General features: G+C 68.5%; 6 protein-coding genes. 2 read left to right on the plus strand and 4 right to left on the minus strand.

All coding sequences use genetic code 11. The annotated features are described in order from the left end of the window. Positions 1-225: 225 nt before the first annotated feature. Together VFB40_RS25095 and VFB40_RS25100 are read right to left on the minus strand one after the other, a co-directional pair. The gene (locus VFB40_RS25095; protein WP_324854847.1) at positions 226-912 is read right to left on the minus strand and encodes a flavin reductase family protein; all 687 of its coding nucleotides are present in this window, start codon (positions 910-912) and stop codon (positions 226-228) included. A gap of 260 nt (positions 913-1172) precedes the next feature. Then, complete coding sequence (locus VFB40_RS25100) at positions 1173-2165, minus strand: AraC family transcriptional regulator (RefSeq protein ID WP_324854839.1); 993 nt, start codon at positions 2163-2165, stop codon at positions 1173-1175. A gap of 40 nt (positions 2166-2205) precedes the next feature. Here VFB40_RS25100 and VFB40_RS25105 point away from each other — a divergent pair, with 40 nt between their 5' ends. Further along, complete coding sequence (locus VFB40_RS25105; protein WP_324854841.1) at positions 2206-3081, plus strand: sterol desaturase family protein; 876 nt, start codon at positions 2206-2208, stop codon at positions 3079-3081. Positions 3082-3188: 107 nt separating this feature from the next. Here the strand turns inward: VFB40_RS25105 and VFB40_RS25110 are convergent, their stop codons facing one another. Further along, positions 3189-4148: an SGNH/GDSL hydrolase family protein gene (locus tag VFB40_RS25110; RefSeq protein ID WP_324854843.1), complete on the minus strand. Its 960-nt coding sequence runs from the start codon at positions 4146-4148 to the stop codon at positions 3189-3191. Positions 4149-4343: 195 nt separating this feature from the next. On the opposite strand from VFB40_RS25110, the gene VFB40_RS25115 reads away from it, so the two are divergent. Continuing rightward, the gene (locus VFB40_RS25115) at positions 4344-5630 is read left to right on the plus strand and encodes a low temperature requirement protein A (protein ID WP_324854845.1); all 1287 of its coding nucleotides are present in this window, start codon (positions 4344-4346) and stop codon (positions 5628-5630) included. Between the two features lie 42 nt (positions 5631-5672). Here the strand turns inward: VFB40_RS25115 and VFB40_RS25120 are convergent. Next, on the minus strand, positions 5673-5958 hold a 286-nt coding region (locus tag VFB40_RS25120; protein WP_527249212.1), incomplete at its 5' end, for a CBS domain-containing protein.

The raw sequence follows: 5958 nt of genomic DNA on the forward strand, positions 1-5958 counted from the left end.
CGTGACGCTGCCCTTCCACAACGGCGGCACCGAGGGCGTGAACACCAAGACGAAACGGATCATGCGCCAAATGCACGGGCGGGCAGGCTTCGCTCTCCTACGCCACCACATACTCCTCACCTGACTCACCCACCGTCACCACCGAATGTGCGACAGAGCCGAAAAAGGGCCAGCCCCACCGGACTCGGTCTCGGAACGGGCAGTTCGAGCGTGTGGCGTCCGCACTCACGACCTTCGGGCCCGTTCGATGTCCGGCCCGCGATAAAGCTGCTCCGGCACCTGGGCGAGCGTCGACCGATGCACCCGAGGCCCAAGACCGTAGAGCTGCTGAAAGCTCATGATCAGAGGGCGCCAGGCATCGGGGTCTATGCGATCAGAGGTCTCCGCCATCCGGATGTCGTCATGCACATGAACCCGCACGATCCGGACCTCCAGCACGAGAATCCTCCCGCGCTGGGATTCATCGTCGGCAGCCAGCGACCGCACGTCCTCAACAACGGCCTCCAAGTTGACCGGACACTCGGCGACCCGCGGCGGTCTGACGGCTTCGGACGCGATGGGAGTCAGTCTCGCGACGTCGAACTTGTCCGGCTCGAAGCGGTAACCGCGCTGCACCTTCACCGGAGGCACCGGGTCGGAACCCGTCGTAAGCGCCAATCGGTCGACGTTCGCCGCCAGGGCATCGGATGGGAGATTCAGCACGCATTCACGCGTCCGGACCAGGTTCTCGGTGGTCTTGGAACGAGCGTTGAGCCCGAGTACGGCACGCCAACCGAGCCAGAACGCGGACGACATGGGAGCCAGGTTCGCCGAACCGTTCTCGTTCTCGGTGGAGATGAGGACCACGGGCGTGCCGAAGTACAGGATCCCGGGCTCGATGGCGGTGTGCAGGGAATCGACAGCGGATGTCATGCGATCCACGATGTCAGCGCAGCCAGCAGCGCACTGGCGGGAACCGGACACCGCGTCCTGTTTTCACGCAGCAGCTCACTGTCGTGCTCACGCAATGGCCCGGCCCCGTCGCCGGGGCCGGGCCAAATCAATACACTGCGGCGGCTACGACACCGCGGGTCCGCGATCTCCTCATATCCCGCGTTGTTGGCGTGAATGTTCGGCCCGACGGTGTCAGTCTCCCTCCGGTCCTCACGCTGCCCTCCTGCCGGATCAAGCAGCTACTTGTCCACGATGAGCGCGATCCGCGAGAGCGCACGCGGTTCTTCTCGGCGATCGCGATCCCGCGCAGCGTCGCGGCGGTAGTCCGAGGGCGCCATGCCCGTCCACCGACGGAAGGCCCGCGTGAACGCCGACGGTGTGGAGAAGCCGAGCCGCGCCGCGATCACGGTGACCGCCAGGTCCGGCTGGGATAGCAGCATCAAAGCGCGTTCCCGCCGGAGGTCGTCGGCGAGCGCGGCGAACGAGGTGCCTTCCTGCAGCAGCCTGACCTGGAGAGTACGAGGGCTGACAGCCAAGGCGCGGGCGGCCGCCGCGAGGCTGGGCTGCGATCGCGTTTGGAGCAGGTCAGTGACGGCACTCGCCCACGGCAGCTGCTGATGCGCGGCAATGCGGCGTTCGGCATAGGGGCGGAGCATCGAGCGCACGACGGTGTCGGCGCCCGGAACGGGCGTGCGCAGGGACTTGCTGCTAAAAACGCAGACATCGGCAGGCTGGCCGAACGCGACCTCACGGCCGAAAACCGCCTCGTAGGCGCCGGTGCAGTCCGGCCGAGCCCGGCGCAGAGCCACCCGGGACGGGCCGACATCGGCATCGGTAAGGGAACGCACGATCCGGCACAACAGCGCGAAGCACGCCTCGACAGTGTCAGGATTCGCTGACAGACCGCTGGGCGCGCGCAAGGACAGGGACACTTCGTGCGGGCGTCGGGTCAAGACGATCCGTTCCCGGCCGAACAGCGGATGGAAGCGTTCCAGGTCGTCGAGGAGCGATCCGATGTCGGGGCTGTTGACGGCGATCGGGCCGAGCAGACCGCCGAGTACGGTGATCTCGGCCCATGCCGCGAACGCCAGGCCGGGCTGCTCCAGACCGGCTGCCCGAAGCGCCTGCCACGTCGCCTCCGGTGACGAGGCCGGTGCGCCGTGAGACGCGGCGAACCGGGCGAGCTGGCCGGCGATGGGATCTGCGCGTGAAGACAAGGATGGTGCGTCCATGGAGCGGTCTTCTCCCCTTTCCGGAACCGAGGATCGCGGCATGGAACTCGACAGGCCGACAAGGCCGCTGCTCACCTACGGTACCTATCCCGCGCTCGCGTTCGTCACGGCTGCCACCCTGTGGTTCGCCGTGCGATGGGATCTTGACCGCAACGCCGTGATCGGCGCACTGACCGCGGTGACCATCGTCGCCGTGCTCCTCGTCGAACGCGTCAACCCGCTCCAAGACCGCTGGTCGATGACGAAGGCCAGCCTCCTCGGCCGCGACCTGCCGTTCATCGGCCTGGCCGTGGTCGTCGAGCAGTTTGCGACCGCCGGTGTGTCTCTGATCGCCGCAGCGGCCGTGCCGCACAACGGCTTCGGCCCGCTCGGCCGGACGCCTCTGCTCGCGCAGGCGGCGTTCGCCCTGGTCGGGCTGGACCTGCTGTGGTACGGCTACCATCGCGCCGCGCACACGATCTCCCGGCTATGGCGCGTCCACGGTGTCCACCACGCGCCGTCCCAGCTCTACGTCCTGATGCACCAAGTCTTCCATCCGTTCGATTTGCTGGTGTCGCGCTTCGCGATCTCGCTGATCGTTTTCAAACTCACGGGCATATCGCCGGATGCCGCCTTCATCGCGATCGCCGTCCTCGGCCTTCAACAGACGGTCAGCCACGTGAACAGCGACGTGCGCGTCGGCAAGCTCAACTACGTGCTCATCGGCACCGAGACGCATCGCTACCACCACGCGGCGCAAGTACGGGGCAACTACAGCTCAGTGGTCACGATCTGGGACATCGTCTTCGGCACGTTCGTGTACGAGCCGCGGTGCGTTCCGGACGCCCTCGGCTTGGCTGATCCCGGCTCCTTCCCGGATCCGCGCCGCTTCCACGCTGCGTTGGCATGGCCCTTCCGGCGTGCCGGTACCGTCTGACCGACCGACTGACCGCGACATCCCCGGTCCGATGCGCCATGGGTGGAGACAGATGGCCCGGCCCCATGACTGGGACCGGGCCAAATCAACGCACTGTGAAGCTACGGCTACCGCGGATCCACGATCGCCTCGAAGGCGTCCGCGATCTCCTCGTATCCAGCCTTGTTCGCGTGAATGTTGGGCCCGACGGGCGCCGGCGCGCACATCCACGTCCACTGGCAGATCCGCGCGACGTTCAGCGGCACCTTGAGGCTCGGGGTGAGCTGGACGAGCGGGGTGAACTGCGTCGTCTTGAAGCGCGCCGAGACGTCGGCGACCTTGACGCCGAACGCCTGGTACGCCGCGCTCAGGACCCCGTTCAGCTGCCCGCTTAGCTGCACCGAGGCGGTCGCCTCGGCCTGCCCCGCCGGGCCGCTGAGCCAGGCCGCGAGGAACGGGTCGTAGTAGTTCATCGCCACGAACTCCACGTGCCGCCCGGCCGCCGCCTTCAGCTTGCCGAGGATCTTCGGCAGGTCGGTGGCCGCGGTCTGCAGCCCGGCGACGACGCAGGAGGTGTCGATGCCGGACGCGGTCGCGCAGCCGTCCACGTTGTTGGCGCCGATGTCGATGGTGACCAGGACGCGCGCGTGCTTGTGCTGCGCGAGGAAAGACGCCGCGGCGTCTGTCTGGTCGCTGTAGCTGTGCGGGAACGGGCACCCGCCGTTCAGCATCGACGTGGTCGTCTCGCCGGGGCAGCCGAGGTCGACGAAGCTCAGGTGCCGATTGTCGTCGCGCAACGCCGCCGCGAGGTCCATGGCGTAGCCCTGGTTCGTCGGCAGGCTCTGGCCCTGCGCGTTGGGCTGCACGCCCGCCGCGAGCGAGTCGCCGAGCGCGAGGTAGTAGTCGAACTTCTCGTCGTGCCGGCCCCAGTCCCCGCCGCGGTGGGACGAGCTGTACGCCGCGCCGGCCGTCGCGGAGCTGATCGAGCTCTGGCCGACTGCCGGTCCCGTGCTGGCCGCGGCCGGTCCGCCGATGGCGACCGCGGCCGCGAGTATGCCGGTGAGCGCGATGAATCGCCGATGATCCACCCCTGCCCCCTCCTGAATCCTGCTGTGCGCCGGTTGGCGCGCATGTCAGCCGCAGGTTACTGACAAGTACGGTACGAGGGAATAGGCACCGAAGCGTGCACGGACCCTTACCCACCGCTTTCGCGCCGCCGCCCCTCGCCGATCCCGCCCGCTAACTCCCTGCCCAGCCGCCCGCCCATCGGTTAATCTGCGCAGGTGAGCGAGGTACGGCAGTCGCGGGGCAAGGCGCCGTCCGGTCAGCGGGCCGAGACGCGCTTCGACGGCGGCATCGAGCCGCTGACCTCGCCGGACCCGGTGTCGCGCGCCAACCGGCCCTCCGCCATCAGCCCGCCAGCGATCATCAACCCGCACGGCCAGCGGGTCAGCTGGGCCGAGCTGTTCTTCGACCTCGTCTTCGTCTTCGCCGTGACGCAGGTGGCCTCGGCCGCGCAGAACGCCGCATCGGCCGTCGCCGTCGGCCGGGCGCTGGTGCTGTTCGTGCCGTTCTGGTGGGCCTGGGTCGGCGTGTCAATCCTCTACAACGGTGTCGAGCTGACCTCGACCAAGCGGCACCTGAAGGTCTTCGCGCTCGGCCTCGGCGCGTTCATCATGTCGATCAGCGTTCCCGACGCCTACGGCCAACGCGGACCGGTGTTCGCCTTCGCCTACCTCGGCATCAGGGCCCTGCTCGCGTGGGCGATCCTGCGGCGCGGCTTCTTCCACGACCGGGTCAACCCGTACCTGGTCTCGGCGATGATCAGCGCGCCGCTCATCGTCATCGGTTCGTTCACGCCGCTTCCGGCCCGCGCCTGGATCTGGCTGGCCGCCGCGCTGATCGAACTGGTCACGCCGACCCTGCTGCACCGCCGCCTCGACGATCTGCACTTCGACGCCTCGCACCTGCCGGAACGCTTCGGCCTCTTCGTCATCATCGCGCTCGGCGAGGTGCTGGTCGGCGTCGGCGTGCAGGAATCCCGGCAGGGCTTGAGCTGGAGCTCGTTGACCGCGCTGGTGCTCGCGTTCGTGCTGTGCTGCGCCCTGTGGTGGACCTACTTCCACTTCGCCGCCCCGGCACTGGAACACGCGCTGCGCGAGGCGCGGATGCAATCAGTGCTCGTACGCTCGGTGTTCAGCCACGGACACCTCGCCATGGTCACCGGGCTGATCCTGATCGCCGCCGGGCTCGCCCAAGCCGTGCGCAGCCCGCTGCACCATCCGGCCGGGGTACACGCGTACTTCCTGGCCACCGGCACCGCGCTCTACGTGCTCTCCTTCTGCTACACGAGGGCGCGGATGTTCGGCGGCGTGGGCGTGGCCCGGCTGATCGGCGGGCTGCTGGCGGCGGCGCTCGCGAGCCTGGGCCCGTTCGCGCCGACCGTCGTCACCCTCGCCGCCCTCGTCGGCCTACTGATCGCGCTCAACGCCTTCGAGGCGTGGTGGGTCGCCACGAATCGCAGCGTGCTGATCATCCGGACCGGACGCGGCGTGATCCCCGACGCCTGATCGCGCCAGCCCCAGCCGTTCTGCCACTCCCGCGGTCGCTCCTCAGCTCCCGGCCAGGAACGCGAGCAAGTCCTGCCGCGAGACGACCGTGCGCGGCTTGCCCTCGATCAGCACCACCGCCGCGTCCGCCTTCTCCAACGCCGACATCAGGGCGCTGATCGGCTCGCCGGAGCCGACCTGCGGCAGTGGCGCCGACTTGTGGTCCTCCAGCGGATCGCTCAGCTGCGCCTGCCCCTTGAACAGCGCCTCGAGCAGGTCCCGCTCCACGATCGAGCCGACGATCTCCGCCGCCATGACCGGCGGCTCCTCCTTGACCAGCGGCATCTGG

Origin of the sequence: Actinocrinis sp., assembly GCF_035650855.1 — a bacterium.
Taxonomy (GTDB): Bacteria; Actinomycetota; Actinomycetes; order Streptomycetales; family Catenulisporaceae; genus Actinocrinis.

Excerpts from the sequence above, each read along its gene's own strand:
- VFB40_RS25095 (WP_324854847.1), bottom strand. The coding sequence starts at position 912 with ATGACATCCGCTGTCGATTCCCTGCACACCGCCATCGAGCCCGGGATC.
- VFB40_RS25100 (WP_324854839.1), bottom strand. The coding sequence starts at position 2,165 with ATGGACGCACCATCCTTGTCTTCACGCGCAGATCCCATCGCCGGCCAG.
- VFB40_RS25105 (WP_324854841.1), top strand. The coding sequence starts at position 2,206 with ATGGAACTCGACAGGCCGACAAGGCCGCTGCTCACCTACGGTACCTAT.